At 36.0% G+C, this 18,976-nt stretch carries 12 protein-coding genes and 1 pseudogene; 5 read left to right on the top strand and 8 right to left on the bottom strand.

The features are described 5' to 3' along the window. Window positions 1-79: 79 nt before the first annotated feature. Window positions 80-661 (bottom strand): TetR/AcrR family transcriptional regulator, encoded by a 582-nt coding sequence (locus BUE22_RS04860; RefSeq protein WP_073393960.1) that lies wholly within the window; start codon window positions 659-661, stop codon window positions 80-82. A gap of 313 nt (window positions 662-974) precedes the next feature. On the opposite strand from BUE22_RS04860, the gene BUE22_RS04855 reads away from it, so the two are divergent. The 5 genes from BUE22_RS04855 to BUE22_RS04835 all read left to right on the top strand — a co-directional run bounded on the left by BUE22_RS04855 (window position 975) and on the right by BUE22_RS04835 (window position 7,063). Continuing rightward, window positions 975-1,409, top strand: a complete 435-nt coding sequence (locus BUE22_RS04855) for a DUF1810 domain-containing protein (protein WP_073393959.1) — start codon at window positions 975-977, stop codon at window positions 1,407-1,409. Between the two features lie 266 nt (window positions 1,410-1,675). Further along, window positions 1,676-3,154 carry an ankyrin repeat domain-containing protein gene (locus tag BUE22_RS04850; protein WP_073393958.1) on the top strand — a complete coding sequence of 493 codons (1,479 nt, stop codon included), beginning with the start codon at window positions 1,676-1,678 and terminating at the stop codon, window positions 3,152-3,154. Window positions 3,155-3,164: 10 nt separating this feature from the next. Then, on the top strand, window positions 3,165-3,644 hold the full coding sequence (locus tag BUE22_RS04845) for a DUF2271 domain-containing protein (RefSeq protein WP_073393957.1): 480 nt from the start codon (window positions 3,165-3,167) through the stop codon (window positions 3,642-3,644). 6 nt (window positions 3,645-3,650) lie between these two features. Beyond that, a complete protein-coding gene (locus BUE22_RS04840) occupies window positions 3,651-5,852 on the top strand; it encodes a PepSY domain-containing protein (protein WP_073393956.1) in 2,202 nt (733 codons plus the stop codon). 200 nt (window positions 5,853-6,052) lie between these two features. Continuing rightward, window positions 6,053-7,063, top strand: a complete 1,011-nt coding sequence (locus BUE22_RS04835) for an FAD:protein FMN transferase (RefSeq protein WP_084540205.1) — start codon at window positions 6,053-6,055, stop codon at window positions 7,061-7,063. Window positions 7,064-7,529: 466 nt separating this feature from the next. On the opposite strand, the gene BUE22_RS04830 is transcribed toward BUE22_RS04835, so the two are convergent. From BUE22_RS04830 to BUE22_RS04800, 7 genes and pseudogenes are all read right to left on the bottom strand, one after another. Continuing rightward, entirely contained in the window at window positions 7,530-8,762 is a 1,233-nt protein-coding gene (locus tag BUE22_RS04830; RefSeq protein WP_073393955.1) for a response regulator, read from the bottom strand. A gap of 8 nt (window positions 8,763-8,770) precedes the next feature. Further along, a complete protein-coding gene (locus tag BUE22_RS04825) occupies window positions 8,771-15,046 on the bottom strand; it encodes a HAMP domain-containing protein (RefSeq protein WP_073393954.1) in 6,276 nt (2,091 codons plus the stop codon). A gap of 140 nt (window positions 15,047-15,186) precedes the next feature. Then, window positions 15,187-15,615 (bottom strand): response regulator, encoded by a 429-nt coding sequence (locus tag BUE22_RS04820; protein ID WP_073393953.1) that lies wholly within the window; start codon window positions 15,613-15,615, stop codon window positions 15,187-15,189. A 4-nt stretch (window positions 15,616-15,619) separates the two neighbouring features. Continuing rightward, window positions 15,620-17,062: an ATP-binding protein gene (locus BUE22_RS04815; protein ID WP_073393952.1), complete on the bottom strand. Its 1,443-nt coding sequence runs from the start codon at window positions 17,060-17,062 to the stop codon at window positions 15,620-15,622. Window positions 17,063-17,202: 140 nt separating this feature from the next. Continuing rightward, complete coding sequence (locus BUE22_RS04810) at window positions 17,203-17,595, bottom strand: response regulator (RefSeq protein WP_073393951.1); 393 nt, start codon at window positions 17,593-17,595, stop codon at window positions 17,203-17,205. Window positions 17,596-17,943: 348 nt separating this feature from the next. Continuing rightward, window positions 17,944-18,325 (bottom strand): annotated as a pseudogene (locus BUE22_RS04805) (IS1595 family transposase); the annotation flags it as partial. A gap of 132 nt (window positions 18,326-18,457) precedes the next feature. Next, on the bottom strand, window positions 18,458-18,835 hold the full coding sequence (locus BUE22_RS04800; protein ID WP_073393949.1) for a hypothetical protein: 378 nt from the start codon (window positions 18,833-18,835) through the stop codon (window positions 18,458-18,460). Window positions 18,836-18,976 lie beyond the last annotated feature (141 nt).

Genomic DNA, 18,976 nt, shown 5'->3' with positions numbered 1-18,976 from the left:
GCACGAATTTAGTTTGTGAAATTAATTACACAAACTCAGTTAACCATCCAGATTTGTGCAAATTCGTGAAATTAGTGTTTTATAATATATACTTTTCGAATTCTTCTTTTATACTTTGCAGAATAATCTTCATTTGCTCATTATTTCCCAATATTTTTCGGCATAAAATACCGCCTTCGATCATAGCAAAAGCTTTAATACTAAAATGTTCCGGGTTTATTTCTGCTGATAATTCTTTATTATTAATTCCGTTTTCAATAATGTTATAAAATCTTTTCTGGGCAGCCAGAATCGCTTTTTTTACCTGCTCTTTTATAACGGGGTTTGTATCATCGGCTTCGATCCCGAAATTTAAAATCGGACAGCCTTCCGTCATATTTTTATCATTTTCATACACGCCTAATAAGCTGAAGAGTTTGGCTTTCGCCGAAGTTCCCTGCGCGACTGCTGTGTCAAGTTTACCGGCCAATTGCGATCTTAGGTATAAAAATGATTCTCTGCAAATTTCTTCCTTATTTTCAAAATTGCCGTAAATTCCGCCTTTTGCCAGTTTTGTGGCTTCCATAATATCCGTCAATGAAGTTCCCGCCATTCCTTTTTTGTTAATGATGGGTGCCGATGCTTCGATAATAAATTGTCTTGTACGATCTGCTTTACTCATGATTTCTAAATTTTACAGTGCAAATATAGACCGATTGGTCTAAAAATACAAATATTTTAACTTTTTATTTTTATTACTCACTCCTGTTTCAATAATAATTCAGTATAACAGCACTCAATTTTTGTCATATAAACTAAAAATCAGGTCTTAAATTTTAAAATCCCTAAACACTAATCGCAACCCATAAGATTTTTTTTACAGCCCAGCAATTCCGCGGAAAAAAAGCAAATTATAAAGATTTGGTAATGTAAATCAAGATATATTTTGATTAGATTTACCACCAAATTGACCCCAAATAATATTCCAATACAGAATGGCTTACAACACAAATGATCTGATGCGCTTTTTAGACGCTCAAAATAAATTGTACTTAGTTGCACTTGCAGAAATTAAGAAAGGGAAAAAAGAATCTCCCTGGATGTGGTTTATTTTTCCGCAGATAAAAGGTTTAGGTTCGAGTGACACTTCGAAATTCTACGAGATTAAAAATGCCGACGAGGCAATGGCTTATCTGGAGCATCCTATTCTTGGAAAACATCTTCTTGAAATTACTAAGGAACTCATTAATACCAATGAAAAAAGCGCCCTGGAAATTCTTGGTGATACTGATGCCGAAAAATTAAAATCGAGTATGACATTATTTGCTAATATTCAAAATACAGAACCTGTATTTGAACAGGTTATTAATAAGTACTTTGGCGGATCGTACGATTTTCATACGATTCAGCTTTTATACAGCAATTTATAGTATAAGAAAAATTTTACCGCAAAGTGCGCAAAGTTTTTTTTAATTAAGTTTATACAAAAGGCAAAGTTCGCAAAGCTGAGTCTATTAACTTTGCGAACCTTGCGTAATCCTTTGCGAACTTTGCGGTTAAAATCTTCACCTCATAAAATTAATTATATCTTATTCTTTATTATTTGGAAATATTCTAAATAAGCAATAACTTTCGCCCTCGAAATCCCGAAGTGGAAATTTCATTACATAAATACCCATTTGCTTATATCTCCAATATGAAAAAAACAATCTTTGCAGTCCTATTATTTGCTTCGCTTTTTGTTAATGCACAGCAAAACAAGCTTCTGGATGCTAATTTCTGGAAAACTTCTCCAGATTTAGCCACTTTAAAATCTACAATTGACAAAGGAAATAACCCAACAGAATTAAATCAATTTGCGTTTGATCCAACCGTTTTAGCGATTAATAATGGTGCTTCAAACGAAGTTGCGAAGTATTTAATCGAACTTCCGGGCAACGGAGTAAACAAACTTACACATGACGGTCGTATCTATTTACATTGGGCGGCCTATAAAGGAAATGCTGAATTGGTAGAATATCTTATAAAAAAAGGTTCTGATATTAATCTGGAAGACAGCCACGCCGCCACACCTATTGCATTTGCTTCTGGTACAGGAGTGGTAAATCCTGCTACTTATGATGCTTTTTTTAAAGCTGGAATTGATCCTAAAAAGAAATACGACGGAGCAAGTTTATTATTACTTGCTATCCCGAACGATAAAGATCTTACAACAACAAATTACCTGGTATCACAAGGTTTATCGCTAAAAGACGTTGATAAAAACGGATACACGGCTTTTGATTATGCTGCAAAAGCAGGAAATATTGCACAGCTAAAAACCCTTGTTGAAAAAGGTGTAAAATATACAGATTATGCCTTAATTTCTGCCGCTCAGGGAATGCGTCGCAGTGCCAATCCTATTGAAGTTTATAAATATCTGGCAGATGATTTAAAATTAAAACCAACCGTTACGGCTTTAAACGGGCAAACGGTTCTTCATATATTGGCACGCAAAGAAAAACAGTCTGAAATTGTAAAGTATTTTATTGACAAAGGTGTGGATGTAAACAAAGCCGATAAAGACGGAAATACTCCTTTTATAATAGCATCAGAAGGAAAAGATATCGAATTATTGCAAACTTTATTGCCAAAGGTTAAAAATATTAATGCCGTAAATGCTAAAGGAGAATCGGCGTTGACACAAGCTGTAAAAGGCAGTTCGGCAGAAATTGTTTCGTTTCTTTTAAGTAAAGGAGCTGATATTAATGTGAAAGATACTAAGGGAAATGATCTGGCTTTTTATCTTGTAGATTCTTTCAGAAGTTCTGGTGAAGCATCGCAAAAAGATGATTTTGGTGATAAACTGGCTGTTTTAAAAAGCAAAGGAATAAATTTCGCAACGCCTCAAAAAGACGGAAACACCGTACTTCATACAGCCGTAATCAAAAATAATATTAACCTGCTAAAAAAACTGGAAGGACTTAATATTGATCTAAATGCCAAAAATAAAGAAGGCTTAACTGCATTGCATAAAGCGGCTATGGTGGCAAAAGACGATGTTGTTTTAAAATATTTGGTAGCATTAGGCGCAAAAAAAGAAATCAAAACCGAGTTTGACGAAACTGCCTACGATTTGGCAAAAGAGAATGAAGTCCTGAAAAAAAATAATACATCGGTTGAGTTTTTAAAGTAAATAATTATACATGAAATCATTATCAAAAATCTGCCTTGTGGCAGTATTCGCGTGTCTTTTCTCATTTAAGGCAGCTGCACAAACTGACAAATACAAATGCCTTTTACAAATGTCTAATTATGTAGGCGAAGGCGCTTATATCGTAGTATCGCTTATTGATCCTAAAGGAGAATACGAAAAAACATTATATGTAATGGGCGATGACAAAAAATGGTACAAAAGCATCAAGGAATGGTATAAATTTTATGCTAAAAAACCGGATATCAGTGCCAAAACAGGCGCTTCTGTAACAGGTGGTGACCGAAGCGTAACTACATTTGAAATCGAAGCTTCTAAATTTGACAAAGGCTATAAAATTCGTTTTGAAACTGCCGTAGAAGACCAAAAATATCATGTAACCGATGCAGAAATTCCGTTTACAACAGAAGGAATTGCTGAAAAAACAGAAGGAAAAGGGTACATCAGATATGTAAAATTAAATAAGATATAAGGCATAATGACATTATCCGTTTGGAGATACGCGCATTTAACTCTCGCTGTATTTTCTTCTCTATTTCTAATTCTGGCATCAGTTACAGGAACTGTACTTGCCGTAGACGCTGCACAGGAGAAAATACAGCCTTATGGCGTGACAAATTTTGATGATTTGACTCTTGCTCAAACGCTTCCCATATTGCGTAAAAACTATATGGAAGTGACTGAAATTAGTATCGATCACAATAAATTTACAACACTAAAAGGCCTTGATGACGATGGCAATGATATTGATGCCTGCATAAATCCTCAAACGGGAAAAATTATTGGCAAAACTCAAAAGAAAAGCGAGTTTATACAATGGGTAACTTCGCTTCATCGTTCGCTTTTTTTGCATGAAACCGGACGATTTTTTATTGGTGTTAATTCGTTTTTGCTTTTTCTAATCGCCATTTCCGGTATTGCTTTAGTTGTACAAAGGCAAAAAGGTTTTCGCCGATTTTTTTCTAAAATAGTCAAAGATAATTTCAGTCAATATTATCACGTTGTTTTAGGAAGATTCATGTTGATTCCTATTTTTATCATTGCACTTTCAGGAACGTATCTTTCACTGTTACGATTTAAGGTTTTCACCGAAAAGCCAATCCAGCCGAAAGAAATTAAAGCAGATACAAAAGATTCTAAACAAAAGAATATTGCCGATTTTGACATTTTCAAAAAGACAAAACTTTCTCAGGTTCAAAAAATAGAATTTCCTTTTGACACAGAAGATCCCGAAGAAGTTTTTATACTAAAACTGAACGATCGCGAACTAAAAGTGAATCAGTTTACAGGTCAAATTGTAAGCGATGCACCCTACCCGACCACCGTTTTACTTGAGAATTTAAGTCTTGATCTTCATACAGGCCGTGCCAATATGGTTTGGTCAATTGTTTTGGCTTTGGCGTCATTAAATATTCTGTTCTTTATATATTCTGGGTTTTCGATGACCTTAAAACGCAGGGAAACCAAAATTAAAAACAAACATAAACCCAAAGACAGCCGTTTTATTCTGCTTGCAGGATCAGAAAACGGAAGTACTTTTCGCTTCGCCAATGCAATTCATACACAATTGATTGCCAACGGATATTCTTCTTATTTAGGAGGATTAAACCAATATACGGCATTTCCCGAAGCCGAACATATTATCATTTTCTCTTCGACACATGGTTTGGGCGATGCGCCTTCAAACGGAGGTAAATTTTTAACGTTGCTAAATCAATATCCGCAGAAAAAAAAGGTTAATGTTTCTGTCGTTGGATTTGGTTCTAAATCATACGCCGATTTTTGTGGTTTTGCCAAAGAAATAGACAATTGTCTAATCAAACAAAATTGGGCAAACAGAATTTTAGATCTGCATACTATCGACGACAAATCACCGGCACAATTTACAGATTGGGTAAAAAACTGGAATGCACATACAGGAATAAAACTCGCGACAGCTCCCGCTACTTATGCCCAAAAACCCACCGGATTGCAAAAAATGATGGTGGTAGAAAAAACAGCATTATCTGAAACGGATCATACTTTTATGATGACTTTAAAACCGAGAAAAAAAGTCAAATTTACATCTGGAGATTTACTGGCTATTTATCCTGACGGAGATGGCAGGGATCGTTTTTATTCAATTAGTAAAAGTAATGGCAACATACAATTGGTTGTAAAATTGCATCAGCATGGTTTTGGTTCGGGATATTTGTACAATCTTGAAGCTGATTTTGTTATCAAAGCGAGAATTGTTCATAATGAAGGATTTCATTTTCCTAAAAAAGCTCCAAAAGTGGCTTTAATCGCCAACGGAACGGGAATTGCCCCATTTCTGGGAATGATTGAAGGCAACAAGAACAAAACAGAAACGCATTTATACTGCGGTTTTAGAAATGAAACTGAGTCTGTTGCCCAATACAAACAGTTTGCAGAAAATCAAATTCAAAGTGAAAACCTAAAAAGTTTTCACATTGCTTTTTCGCGTGAGCAAAACCAATGTTATGTTATGGATTTGATTCGAAAAGATGCTGATTTCTTTGCCGATTTATTGAAAACCGGTGGAAAAATTATGATTTGTGGTTCGCTTGCGATGCAGCAAGATGTTGAAAAAGTGTTGGAAACCATTTGCATGGATAAAAACAAAACCAATCTTATGTATTATAAAACTAATAAACAGATTCTTGCAGATTGTTATTAATTCGTATTAAAAGATTTATTTCACGCAGATTTTATTCTCATTTTTGTCATTTCGACAGAGGAGAAATCACATAAAGTAAAGACACGCAGTACGTCGCTCTCTGGATGTGATTTCTCCTCCGTCGAAATGACAAACCAGACTTAAAAATCAGACTAAAATCTGCTTAAATCTTTTTAAATCTGCGTGAAAAATAAATAATTATGAAAACTAAATCATATCTAAAATATTTCGCAACTCTTTTATTAATGCTTTGTTGTTTTACATCAAATGCACAAATTTTACGTAAAAGAACCACCCTTCTTATGGGAGGGCGATTCGACATTAGCATTGTTGCGAAAGATTCTATAACCGCAGAAAATTCGATTGATACTGTTATTGCAGAAATTACCAGAATAGAAAACCTGATTTCTGACTGGAAACCAACTTCTCAGGTTTCTGAAGTCAACAGAAATGCCGGAATTGCTCCTGTAAAAGTAGACCGCGAAGTTTTTGAATTAACCCAGAGAGCACTTCAGTTTTCGAAAATTACAAATGGCGGTTTTGATGTGAGTTTTGCCGCTATGGACAGAATCTGGAAATTTGATGGTTCGATGACAACAATGCCAACGGATGAAGCTATTAAACAATCTGTTGCAAAAGTGGGATATCAAAATATTATTCTCGACAGTGTTCAATCGACTATCTTTTTAAAATTAAAGGGAATGAAAATTGGCTTTGGCGCTTTGGGCGAAGGTTATGCAACCGATAAATGCCGTGATATGATGCTAAGCAAAGGAATAACAGCAGGAATTGTAAACGGCTCTGGCGACATGACGGCCTGGGGAAAACAGCCAAATGGCAAAGACTGGAATATCGGAATGACAAATCCTTTTGATACGAATAAACTTTTTGCCGTTGTGCCTTTAAATGATGGCGCGGTAACAACATCAGGAAGTTATGAAAAGTTTGTTGTTTTAAACGGAAAACGATATTCGCATATTATCAACCCTGCAACGGGATATCCGTCTACAGGGCTTTGCAGTGTTACAGTTTTTGGTCCAAATGCTGAAATGGCAAACGGTTTCAGTACATCGTTAATGGTTTTAGGAAAAGATGCGGGATTAAAATTAATCAATAAATATCCTGAATATTCATGTGTTATGATTACCGATAACGGGAAAATTATTAAATCGAAGAATTTTAAGATTGCTAAATTTCATCCTAAAATTTGAGTGTAATCCCTACGGGATATTTTTGTTTGGGGATTTTATTTTTTTCTACCAATATGTAAATCCTAGCGGATTATTATTATTCATGATATTATTTTATTGATATCACTAGCTATTTATTACAAATAAATTAATCACAAAAAATAACTAAACGTACTGTTTGTCATTTCGACGGAGGAGAAATCTCCGTGAGAAGCTCGACAAAGATTGGATTTTCGTTGCGGAGTTACTTGCGGAGATTTCTCGTTCCTCGAAATGACAAACTGCACGGAAATATTCTAAATGACAAACTTTGTAGACTATTGTTAGTGAGGTTGCTTCGTTCCTCGCAAGAACAAACTACACGAAAATACTCTTATGAAAATGATTGTCCTAGCCCCGATAGAAGTGGAAATCCTTTTATTTTTTTTCTTTAAAAAAATAAAAGATTGAAACGGATAGCGGGATTAGCTCCTGAAAAAAATTATAATCAATGCGGAATATAAATATTAAACGTCGCCCCTTTCATTGGTTCTCCGCTTGCCGTGATAAAACCGTTGTGATTCTCCACTATTTTCTTAACAATGGCAAGCCCAATTCCGGTGCCTTCGTAAACATCTTTGCTGTGTAATTTCTGGAAAACACCAAATATTTTTTCATTGTGCTGCGGATCAAAACCGATGCCGTTGTCAACAAAACGAATATGACAGTATTTTTTATTTGGAACTAATTTTTCATCCAATTCTGCGCCATCTGCTACACGGCTGCTAATTTTTATAATTAAAGATTCGTCTTCTTTGGCAAATTTAATAGAATTGTAAATTAAATTTTCTAATAATTGCATAAACTGAAATGGAATAATACACGCCAATCCATGCAAATCGGTTTCAATTACAGCGTTTTTTTCTAAAATATTTTCCTGTAAAGCTTCCTGAATATCTGCAACAATTTTATTCAGATCAATAGTTTCAAAACTCCTGTCTACAATAGTGGTGCGGGAAAAAGTAAGCAGACTATTGATTAATTCTCTCATTCTGTTTGTCGAATACAAAATTCGGTTGAATTTTGCTTTTCCGTCTTCAGATAAATTCGGATATTCATTTGAAAGTATCAGATTTGTAAACGTTTGTATTTTTCTTAGAGGTTCCTGAAGATCATGACTTGAAATATAGGTAAAGGCATCCAGTTCTGTATTTTTCTTTTTGAGTTCTTCGGCATGTTTTTCTATCGCCGCATATTGAGCCTCAAGTTTGGTATTGGCTTTTAAAATGATTTCGTTTAAGGTTCTGGTTTCTTCTTCCTTGGCACGCAGTTCCTGATTTTTTCTAAATAATTCTGTAAAAACCATTACTTTGGCCTGCAAAATTTCCGGAGATAAAGGTTTAATCATATAATCTACTGCACCAGATTGATATCCTTTAAAAATATACTCGTTGGTGTTCATGTTTGCGGTCAGGAATATAATTGGAACATGTTTTAATTTATCACTCTGACGAATCAACTCAGCGGTTTCAAAACCATCCATCAGGGGCATTTGCACGTCCATTAATATAATTGCAAAATCCTGATTTTTCAATAGAATTCTCAAGGCATCTTTTCCCGAAGATGCCTCGACAAATTTGTAACCTCTGTCGGCGAGAATTACCTGTAATGAAAGCAGATTTTCTTTTTTGTCATCTACAATCAAAATTTTGATTGGATTATCTGCAATGTTACTTTTCATTGAATATCTTATTTAAGCCACACACGCATCAACGTGGATAATTGTTCAACATTTACAGGTTTTGTCATATAATCTGAAGCTCCGGATTCGATACATCTTTGTCTATCGCCTTTCATCGCTTTTGCGGTTACTGCAATAATTGTCAGATCTTTATGTTTTTCGTCTTTTCTAATACGTTTCATGGTTTCGTAACCGTCCATTTCGGGCATCATAATATCCATCAAAACAATATCTATCGCTTCGTCATTGTTTAGTATATCAATTGCTTCCTGACCGCTTTCTGCACTTATTACATCAAGGCCGTAACGCTCTAAGGCCGTGGTTAATGCAAATAAATTTCGGACGTCATCATCAACCAAAAGCACTTTTTTGCCCTGTAATACATCTTCTTTCAAATAGAAAGACTCAATTCTTTCTCGCATTTGTTCCGGAAGTTCCTTATGCACACGATGCATAAATAATGCCGTTTGATCTACAAGTTCATCCAGAGAATCGAAGCTTTTTAAAATAATACTATGTGCAAACCTGTTTAATCTGGCCCTTTGTTTATTATTTACATCTCCTGCTGAATGTATAATAATGGCGGTTTCCTGCCCTGCAATGTTATTCTCCAGGTCAGTAATAAGATCTAAACCGTCTGCATCTGGTAAAACCAAATCTAAGATAATACAATCAAATGATTTTTTGCTAATTAAAGTAACCGCTTCTTTGGCTGTTTTTGCACTTAAAACCTGAATATCATCTCCACGTACAGCGTCGAGGATTCTTTGAAGATCGGTTTCATTATCATCTACAACCAGCAGATTTTTGGTTTTCTTATTTTTAAAATCATGAATATCATTAAAAAGATTTGTTAACGAATCATTTTTAACGGGTTTAAGAAGAAAGTTTCTTGCACCACGTTTAAGGCCTTTGTTTCTTTCATCTTCACCAGAAATAATATAAACCGGAATATGACGCAAATTAAAATCAGTCTTCAGTCTGTCCAGAATTTTCCAGCCGCTCGTGTCCGGCATATTCAAATCCATCGTAATGGCGTGCGGATGAAACTGATTGATGAAGTCAATAACGTCATTTCCTTTTGTAGTAACAATAGCTTTTATGCCATTATTGTGTGCTTGTTCGAGCATAATTTTGGCAAAAGTCAGATTATCTTCTGCAATCAGTAAAACTTTATCGCCTGGTTTAATGTCGGTTCTGTCATCGCCAACTTCATCGACAAAGAACAAATCAATATCAGATCGATTAAATCTTTCTGACGGCAACGATTTAATGCGGCCTTTTAGATCTGTTTCTTCTGTTACGTCAATGTTTTCAATTTCGGCAATATGAACGTATTTCAATGGAAGGAATAAGGTAAATTTACTACCAATGTTGGTTTCACTTTCCAATTCGATACTTCCTCCTAATAAGTCAGAAAGTCCGCGGCTAATGGATAATCCTAAACCTGTACCACCGTATTTACGGCTTGTAGAACCTTCTGCCTGTTGGAAAGCTTCGAATATTATGTTTTGTTTTTCTTTAGAAATACCAATTCCCGTATCTGAAATTTCGAAAGCAACCACCGCTTCGGCATTTTCGAGATTTATATTACTCGTTTTCCAGTTGTTATTTGCTTTGTAAATTTTCAGTTTTACTTCTCCTTTTTCGGTGAATTTGAATGAATTTGAAAGTAAATTTTTCAAAATCTGATTCAATCGCTGCGAATCTGTTTCAATCAATTCAGGAAGATTTTCATCCATAATAATATTGAAACGCAAATGTTTTGCTTCTGAAATCGGGTTGAAAGTAGAAGCCACAAAGTGACTGATTTCATCAAAACTAATCGGATTATAATCAACCGAAATATATCCTGATTCGATTTTTGATAAATCCAGAATGTCGTTAATTAACTGAATAAGGTCATCTCCGCAAGAGTTGATCGTTTTCGCAAACTGAATTTGTTTTTCGGATAAATTTCCGTCGCGATTCGCAATTAATTCATTGGCCAAAATCTGCAAACTGTTCAGCGGAGTTCTTAACTCGTGCGACATATTTGCAAGGAATTCAGACTTATATTTGGATGTCAATGTAAGCTGATCGGCTTTTTCTTCCAACGCTTTTCTTGCCACTTCGACCTCTTGGTTTTTAAGCTCTACTTCTTCTTTTTGATTCGCTAATAAGAATGCTTTTTCTTCCAGTTCTTCATTCGTATTTTTCAATACTTCCTGCTGGCTTTTTAGCTCGCTTGCCAACGATTGTGATTGTACCAATAATTCTTCGGTTCTTGAATTTGATTCAATCGTATTCAATACAATACCAATACTTTCTGTTAATCCTTCAAGGAAATCTAAGTGGGTTTCGCTAAAAGTATCCAATGAAGCCAGTTCGATTACGGCTTTTAATTGTCCCTCAAAAAGTACGGGTAAAATGATAACGTCTTTTGGTTTTGCATCTCCAAGTCCGGAGTTTATTTTGATGTAATCTTTAGGAACATTACTCAGAATAATTCTTTCTTTTTCAACCGCAACCTGACCAATTAATCCTTCGCCCATTGCATATTGCGTTGGCGAGTTTTTTCTTTTGATGTAAGCGTATGATGCAATCAAATTCAATTTTGAATCATCAAAATTTTCATCTTCCTGCAGAATATAGAAAAGTCCGTGCTGAGCGGTTACAACCGTCGCCAACTCCGAAAGGATTTTTTTTGTAACCGAATTCAATTCTTTTTGCCCCTGAAGCATTTGGGTAAATTTAGCCAAATTCGATTTCAGCCAGTCTTGTTCCTGATTACGCAATGTTGTTGCTTTCAGGTTCGAAATCATCTGGTTGATTGTATCTTTTAGGGCCTCAACCTCACCTTTGGCTTCAACACCAATAGTTCGCGTTAAATCCCCTTGCGTTACCGCCGATGCCACCTCAGAAATCGCACGTACCTGCGTTGTCAAATTCGCCGCAAGCTGATTTACGTTTTCTGTTAAGTTTTTCCACGTTCCTGATGCTCCAGGTACATTCGCCTGACCTCCCAGTTTTCCTTCTGCCCCAACCTCACGTGCCACAGTGGTTACCTGATCAGAGAAAGTTGCCAGCGTATCAATCATTTCGTTGATTGTATCTGTTAATTGTGCTACCTCTCCTTTGGCATCAATTGATAATTTTTGTTTTAGGTTTCCTTTTGCTACGGATGTTACTACTTTTGCGATTCCACGTACCTGACCCGTTAAGTTCGAAGCCATTACGTTAACCGAGTCTGTTAAATCTTTCCAGGTTCCGGCAACCCCTTTTACTTCAGATTGCCCTCCCAGTTTTCCTTCGGTACCTACCTCACGCGCCACACGAGTTACCTCGGATGCAAATGAGTTTAGCTGTTCTACCATCGTATTAAAGGTGTTTTTCAAATCCAAAATTTCCCCTTTTACGTCTACGGTAATTTGTTTAGAAAGGTCGCCATTAGCCACGGCTTTGGTTACATCTGCAATATTACGCACCTGATCCGTAAGGTTGGATGCCATCTGGTTCACCGAATCCGTTAAATCTTTCCAGGTTCCGGCAACTCCGGGAACGAACGCTTGTCCGCCCAGTTTTCCGTCCGTTCCAACTTCACGCGCCACACGAGTTACCTCTGATGCGAAGGCACGAAGCTGATCCACCATCGTATTTACGGTTTCCTTTAATTGAAGAATCTCTCCACGAACGTCGGCCGTAATTTTTTTCGACATATCCCCGTTTGCTACGGCAATCGTAACCTCGGCAATATTACGTACCTGCGTGGTTAAGTTACCTGCCATCTGATTCACAGAATCCGTTAAATCTTTCCAGGTTCCTGCAACTCCCGGTACATTTGCCTGGCCTCCCAGTTTTCCTTCGGTACCTACCTCACGCGCTACACGAGTTACCTCGGATGCAAACTCACGAAGCTGATCTACCATCGTATTTAAGGTTTCTTTTAATTGAAGAATTTCCCCGCGAACGTCAACGGTAATTTTTCGGGACATATCTCCGTTGGCTACGGCAATCGCCACATCGGCAATATTACGTACCTGAGCGGTTAAGTTACCCGCCATCTGGTTAACGGAATCTGTTAAATCTTTCCACGTTCCGGCAACTCCCGGCACATTTGCCTGACCTCCAAGCTTTCCTTCTGTTCCTACCTCACGCGAAACCCTTGTTACCTCCGAAGCAAAGCCTCGAAGCTGATCCACCATCGTATTAATCGTATTTTTTAATTCTAAGATTTCTCCTTTTACGTCTACGGTAATCTGGAGCGATAAATCTCCTTTTGCTACCGCAGTTGTTACCTCTGCAATATTACGCACCTGACCTGTTAAGTTCGATGCCATCTGATTCACCGAATCTGTTAAATCTTTCCAGGTTCCACCAACACCTTCAACCTGCGCCTGACCTCCCAGTTTTCCTTCGGTACCAACCTCACGCGCCACACGGGTTACCTCGGATGCGAATGAGTTCAGCTGACCCACCATCGTATTAATGGTGTTTTTCAACTCCAGAATTTCCCCTTTTGTATCTACGGTAATCTGGCGTGATAAATCTCCTTTTGCTACGGCCGTTGTTACCTCGGCAATATTACGTACCTGACCGGTTAAGTTGGATGCCATTTGGTTCACAGAATCTGTTAAATCTTTCCAGGTTCCGCCGACACCTTTTACTTTGGCCTGACCTCCCAGTTTTCCTTCGGTACCAACCTCAAGTGCCACACGCGTTACCTCAGATGAGAAAGAGTTCAGCTGATCCACCATCGTATTAATGGTTTTCTTTAGCTCTAAGATTTCCCCTTCGGCGACAGCTGTAATTTTTTTAGATAAATCGCCATTTGCAACGGCCGTTGTTACCTCGGCAATGTTACGCACCTGACCCGTTAAATTCGATGCCATTTGGTTCACCGAATCGGTTAAATCTTTCCACGTTCCTCCAACTCCTTTTACTTTTGCCTGACCTCCCAGTTTTCCTTCTGAACCTACCTCACGCGCCACACGGGTAACCTCGGCACCAAAAGAGTTCAGCTGATCCACCATGGTGTTGATCGTATTTTTAAGTTCCAGAATTTCTCCTGCAACGTTTACTGTAATTTTTTTAGATAAATCTCCTTTTGCCACGGCGGTTGTTACCTCGGCAATGTTACGCACCTGACCGGTTAAGTTGGATGCCATTTGATTTACCGAATCGGTCAAATCTTTCCAAACTCCACCAACACCTCGCACTCTCGCCTGACCTCCCAGTTTTCCTTCAGATCCTACCTCTACTGCCACACGGGTAACTTCAGAAGAAAATGAATTCAGCTGATCCACCATCGTGTTGATCGTATTTTTAAGTTCGAGGATTTCTCCTTTTACGTCTACGGTAATTTTTTTAGATAAATCTCCTTTTGCCACGGCCGTGGTTACATCGGCAATATTACGTACCTGACCTGTCAAGTTGGATGCCATCTGGTTAACCGAATCTGTTAAATCTTTCCATGTTCCGCCGACACCTTTTACCTGCGCCTGACCTCCCAGTTTTCCTTCGGTTCCTACCTCTCTCGCCACACGGGTTACCTCAGATGAAAATGAGTTCAACTGATCCACCATCGTATTGATTGTATTTTTCAGCTCCAGGATTTCTCCTTTTACGTCTACGGTAATTTTTTTAGATAAATCTCCTTTTGCTACAGCGGTTGTTACATCGGCGATATTACGTACCTGACCTGTTAAGTTCGAGGCCATTTTATTTACAGAATCGGTCAAATCTTTCCAAACTCCACCTACACCTCGCACTTTTGCCTGACCTCCCAGTTTTCCTTCTGTACCTACCTCACGTGCCACACGGGTCACCTCCATCGAGAATAAATTCAGCTGTTTTACCATTCCGTTTACCTCTTTTGCAATCCTGAGGAACTCTCCCTGAAGTGGGTTTCCTTCAATAGAAAGGGGCATTTCCTGAGATAAATTTCCTTTTGCAACCGATGTAATTACGTGTGCAATTTCGATCGTTGGATGCACCAGATCTGAAATTAGCGTATTAACCGAATCCACACAAGAACTCCACGAACCTCTCGCACCATCAAGCGCTACACGATTGGTTAGTTTTCCTTGTTTACCAATGCTTTTCCCTACTTTCTGGAATTCAAAAACCATTCGTTCGTTAAGATCAATAATTTCATTTAAAGTATCACAAATCGAACGTTTTACACCGCTTTGATCTGTTGGAAAACGCTGTGTAAAATTCCCGTTTTTAACTTTAATTAAAATCTTTAAAAATTCAGCATCTGTTAAAACAGATTCTTCGAATTCTTCATTTGCTTTTTTCATAATTCTTAAAATGAATTAAATTTATCTTTTGCCTGAATAGTTTATTTGTTTGTAACTATTCTATAAAATCTTGCTTCTTTCTTCTAAAATCTTGCTTCTAAAATCTATCTTCTTTCTTCTAACGCCTAACATCGAACTTCTCACATACTTTCAATCAAAATCTTCCTTAAATGAAATTGTACAAAAGCATCCATAGAATCTGATCTTTTGGTATTGTCATTATAATTTAGAGGTTTTATGATATAGCCTGAAATCCCAAGTTTTTCTGCCCCAAACCGATCTTCTCCTTCAGAAGAAGTGGTCATTATAAAAACTTTCAAATGTTTCAGTTTTTCATCTTCCCGAAGCACTTTCAAAAACTCTATTCCATTCATTCTTGGCATGTTAATATCCAAAAGAATCACTTGCGGATTCAGGTTTAAGTCCGGATCGCGTAACAGTTTTAAGGCTTCGATACCGTTGTAAGCGGAATGAAGTTCATACTCAATTTCTAATTTTTTTAATGATCTTTCTACACTAATAATGTCGAGTTCATCATCTTCTACTAATAAAATGGTCGGCTTTTTCATAATTCTAACTATTTCTCCAGGTAAAAATAAATTCTGTACCTTCTCCAACTTTAGAGATCACAATAATATGTTCTTGTTGATCGTCGATAATTTTTTTAACAATTGCAAGTCCAACACCTGTACTTTCCTGTTCGTTTTGTTCACGAAGTGTCTGGAATATTTCAAATATTTTTTGATGATATTCTATTGCAATACCAATTCCGTTATCTTTTACCGAAAACTCATAAAAATGAGAATATTTTCTACAGCTAATTTCAATTACGGCATCTTCCCGAGTGGTATATTTTACGGCATTACTAATTAAATTAGCAAAAACCTGTTCGAGTTTTATTCGTTCTGTAAATAATTCAGGCAAATGCCCTATTTCTAATTTGAAATTCCTTGGCACAATCGAATCTGCAATTTCATGCACCAGATTGTTGGTATCAATGTGTTCTGGCGGAACTTTAATATTTAGTCGTGCATAATCTAGCAAACCATTAATTAGGGCTTCCATTCGTCTGGTTTTTTGCGGAATAATAGCTAAATATCTTTTTAATTCAGGAGAAAGTTCTCCATCCAAATCTTCTTCAATCCAGGTTATTACGTTATGAATTCCGCGTATGGGCGCTTTTAAATCGTGAGAAACGACATAAGCAAACTTATTAAGTTCGGCGTTTCTGTTTTTAAGTTCGTGGATGTTTTTATCAAGTTTGCCGGACATACTGTTTAATGATGATGCCAAAGCCGTTAATTCATCATTTCTGGTATCTTCAATACTTGTGAATTTTCCCTTAGAAATATTTTCGGCCAGACTAACCATCGATGAAATTCGTTTGGTCGTAATTTCCATGATATAAAACGTGCTGGAAACCCCTACTATAATAGTCAAAGTTAGGAAAATGAGAGAAAAAATTCGGGTGTGCCTGAGAGAAATAAGCAACTCTTCACTATGATGTTTTCTTCTTTTATATTCTATTCGGTCGAATCTTGTGAACTTTTTGGAGATTTCATCGTTGATATTTTTACCGATGTGTTTTTTTAGTGAATTTTCGAAGAAATTATTAAAAGAATTAGGATTTTGTTTTCTTGCCTGAATGAGTTTTTCAGAATAATGAAGCCAATTATGATGAAGCGTATTAATCGAATCAAAAATAACGCGCTGCGAATTATCATTACCAATACGCAAATTTTGCTCATTTACTAAAAGCGGTACAATTTTAAGGCCTCTAAAATAAGAATCTAAAAAAACACGATCATCTGTAAGCAAATAACCTCTAAAGGCACTTTGCATTTCGATAATTGCTTTATGGGTTTTGTTTGAAGTACGGATTATTTCTTCTGACCTGGCTAGAAAATGGGAGTTTAACTGTACTTTTTTTGACATCATATAATTGGTATATGAGTCTGCAACAGAGAGCAAAATTATCAGTGTAAATGCTAAAAGGATTTGGGTAGATAATTTCATTTTCGAAAATTAAACATACATATGATTACTCTGGACTTATTTCTGCAAATAAAAATAGTAAAAAAAAACAGATAGCTGTACTAAGTTTTTTAAGTTATCTGTTCTGAGTAATATCATATAATTCTAAGAATCTAAAAAAATTATGCATGCTTTGATTCGTAAGCATACTTTCTTAAAATTTGTTTTAAGTCGTTAAAATTATTTGGTTTCGAAATATAATCGTGTGCTCCAAGTTGTTTGGCTTCTCGTTTAATATCTTCAAGCTGTGAAGTTGAAAAAATAATAATTGGAATTTGCTGTAGTACGTCCTGTTTTTTTATTTCGGTCAAAAGTTCTAAGCCGGACATAACAGGCATATTGAGATCAAGAAAAATTACGTCAGGTTTTATTTCCATCATTAAAAGCTTTTGGTAAGCTTCTACAGGATCATTTATTCCTGTGTATGATGAGTGAGAAACCGCATTAAGTGCTTCCATAAACAATTCGCAATCATCTAAATCGTCATCGATTTGGAGAAACTTTTTATATGCCATTGGTTTTAAATTTTTGGAATCTTATTAGACAATATTCTAATGTTTTTTCCTAATATTTTGTGGTATTACTTAAGCCTTACTTTATAAAAAATTCATGATGCCAATAAATAACGTTTTATGCTTATTGCCTTCTTACCAAATGTAATAATTTAATTATTAATACAACTATTAACGGGCAAAATAAATATTACCACAGAACATTTAGTTGTAAATAATTCCTGATTTTACTAAAAGAATAAATTTTGCAGTTATTTTTGATTTTTTACTAAATACTGCTGTTATTTCTTTTTTGAAGAATGCTGTTTTTTTCTATTTCTTTCAAAAATTCGCTGTCAAAATCAGTATAAGCTTTTAATCTGTATTTTTCATCTCTTGTGCGCATGACGAGATGAATTTTCTGAACCATTAGCCAAATTGGTTCATAGCGTTTGTGCCCTAATAAATATTGAATTTGTAATGCCGAAAATTTTCGTTTTGAAAGTGTCATCAATTCAATACAAATCATCCAGTGCCTAAATGGTAAATTTGAATTTTCCATCACGGTTCCTGAACGAAGTCCTATTCGAGTGCCACATTTTTTACACTGAAATTTTAAATCAGTTCTTCGAAAAGTGTGTTGGTTATGTTCGCATTTTTTACAATCCAAACCGCTTTCAAGACGTTTGTTTTTAAATTCTTCGATACAGGTTTCTTCATCCGGATATTTTTCAAAAAACTCACGTAACTCCATTTATACAATTTATGTTTTACGCATTAAATATAAATCAATCCGAATAAAGCAGCATCATTAGTATTTAATTTTTAGGCAAAAAAAAAGGGAATACACCAACTGATATTCCCTTTTCAATACTAAAAAATAGTATTACAATTTTTCTTCAATTTCTTTTTTGTATTTATTCAGAATAGATTTTGTCATTCCTAAATTTGCCTTTGTAGAATCTACTGCCAGATAGATAAAATAATCTCCATTATCTGATACATCAATAATATGAATTTGAGATGTTAGGGTGATCATTACATTATCAATTGTTTGTCCTTCCAGACTTAGTGCTTTTATGGCATTCATCTTTGCTTTAACTACTTCAAGATTATAGGCAGATGCTAATTCAGGATCAAAATCAGCCACTACAGATTGTGAGTGATATGACATTCCGCTTTTAATTTCAGCTACAGAAACTGCAATAAAACCTGGTACATTTTTTTGAAGATCTTCTCCAAATTGTTTTAAAAAATCAGACATGGTATTTTTTTTAGATTGGGTATTTGAAACTTTTTTTTAGGATTTCGTGCAAAATTATAGATCCATTCCTATATAATTATCCGCTTTACGTACCTTGGGTTATTTTTTTTATTCAATAATTCATAATTCTATTGTAATACT

The sequence above is a fragment of the Flavobacterium pectinovorum genome (assembly GCF_900142715.1).
Taxonomy (GTDB): domain Bacteria; phylum Bacteroidota; class Bacteroidia; order Flavobacteriales; family Flavobacteriaceae; genus Flavobacterium; species Flavobacterium pectinovorum.
This window is presented reverse-complemented; position numbering and strand designations above follow the sequence as displayed.